The following is a 1655-nucleotide window of genomic DNA, read 5'->3' on the forward strand; positions in this document are numbered from 1 at the left end:
CCCCCGCCGCGACAGGACGAAGTCCCGGAACGCCGCCACCGGCGGGGTCACCGGCCGGCCCGCCGCCCAGGCCAGGCCGATCGCCCGCCGGGTGCGCGGCGCCGTCACCTCCAGTTCCGCCACCCCGGGCCGCGGCACCAGCGCGGGCGGCAGCAGCGCCACGCCCAGCCCGGCCGCGACCAGGCCGCGCAGCGTCTCCGCCTCCTCGCCCTCGAAGGCGATCCGCGGCGTGAACCCGGCCTCCTCGCAGAACCCGTCGGTGATCGCCCGCAGCCCGTACCCGCGCTCCAGCCCGACGAACGGCTCCTCGGCCACCTCCGCCAGCCGGATCCGACGCCGGCCGGCCAGCCGGTGGTCGGCCGGCACCACCAGGTGCAGCCGCTGCTCGTCCAGCCGCCGCGCCACCAGCGCCGGGTCGTCGTCCGGCACCGGCGCGACCAGGCAGAGGTCCAGCTCGCCGGCGCGCAGCCGCTCCAGCATCGCGCCGACGTAGTCCTGCACCAGCTGGAACCGCACCTGCGGGTACGCCGCCCGGAAGTCACGCAGCAGCGCCGGGACGGCGTCCGTCCCCATCGTGTGGAGGAAGCCGAACGCCACCCGCCCGGTGGCCGGATCGGCCTCCGCCCGGGCCGCCTCCGCGCCGCGCTCGACCTCGGCCAGCGCCCGCTCCACCGAGGCCAGCAGCAGCCGGCCGGCCCGGGTCAGCCGGACGGTCCGGCCCTGACGGGCCAGCAGGTCCACCCCCAGCTCCGCCTCCAACCGGGCCACCGAACGGGACAGCGTCGGCTGCGGCATGCCCAGCAGCGCGGCCGCCTGCGTCACGTGCTCCAGCCGCGCCACGGCGGCGAACTGGGCGAGTCTCGGGGCGAGCCGGGCGGCCGGCAGCTCCGGCCCCAACTCGGCCAACCGGTGCGGGAGCTCGGGCTCCGGTTCACCCTCGGCCATCTCCGCGCCACCTTCCCTCGCCGACCTTGGCTCATGCACTGTCGTATGCATTATCGGCTGATCATGCATTGGACGCATCAAGCGCGGCGGGCCTAACGTCGGAGCCATGCAGCCCTCCAGTACCGGGGCATCCGTGGTCACTCCGGATGCCCTCACCCAGCCGTCCCCGCACACCGGTTCCGCAGCGTGCACCCAGCCGTCCCCGCGCACGCAGCCGGCGGGCCGCACCCGCCCGCTGCCGGGCACCACCGCCGCCGACCGGCTCCGCCCCGGGCAGAGCGCCTTCCGCCGCGCCAACCTCGCGCTCTTCGCCGCCGGCATCGCGACCTTCGTCCTCCTCTACTCCACCCAGGGCCTGCTGCCGATCCTCTCGGCCGATCTCGACCTCACCCCGGGCCAGGCCAGCTGGACGGCCTCCGCCGCCACCCTCGGTCTCGCGCTGGCCCTGCTCCCGGCCAGCGCGCTCTCCGACCGGTACGGCCGGACCGCGGTGATGACCGCCTCCGTGCTGGCCGCCTCCGTGCTCGCGCTGGCGCTGCCGTTCGCCCCGGACCTCGCCACCCTGGTCGTGCTGCGCGCCCTCCAGGGCGCCGCGCTCGCCGGGCTGCCGGCCACCGCGATGGCCTACCTCGCCGAGGAGGTGCACCCGTCCGCGCTGGCCTCGGCGATGGGCCTGTACGTGGCGGGCAACAGCATCGGCGGCATGGGCG

The 1655-nt window shown here is 76.7% G+C and carries 2 protein-coding genes; one reads left to right on the forward strand and one right to left on the reverse strand.

Annotation, left to right across the window (positions count from 1 at the left end; genetic code table 11):
- Window positions 1–945: LysR family transcriptional regulator (locus MCM47_RS40315; RefSeq protein ID WP_238951789.1), on the reverse strand; the 945-nt coding region annotated here is incomplete at its 3' end.
- A gap of 106 nt (window positions 946–1051) precedes the next feature.
- On the opposite strand from MCM47_RS40315, the gene MCM47_RS40320 reads away from it, so the two are divergent.
- Window positions 1052–1655: MFS transporter (locus tag MCM47_RS40320; RefSeq protein ID WP_238951790.1), on the forward strand; the 604-nt coding region annotated here is incomplete at its 3' end.

The organism is Kitasatospora sp. A2-31, assembly GCF_022288725.1.
Lineage (GTDB): Bacteria > Actinomycetota > Actinomycetes > Streptomycetales > Streptomycetaceae > Kitasatospora.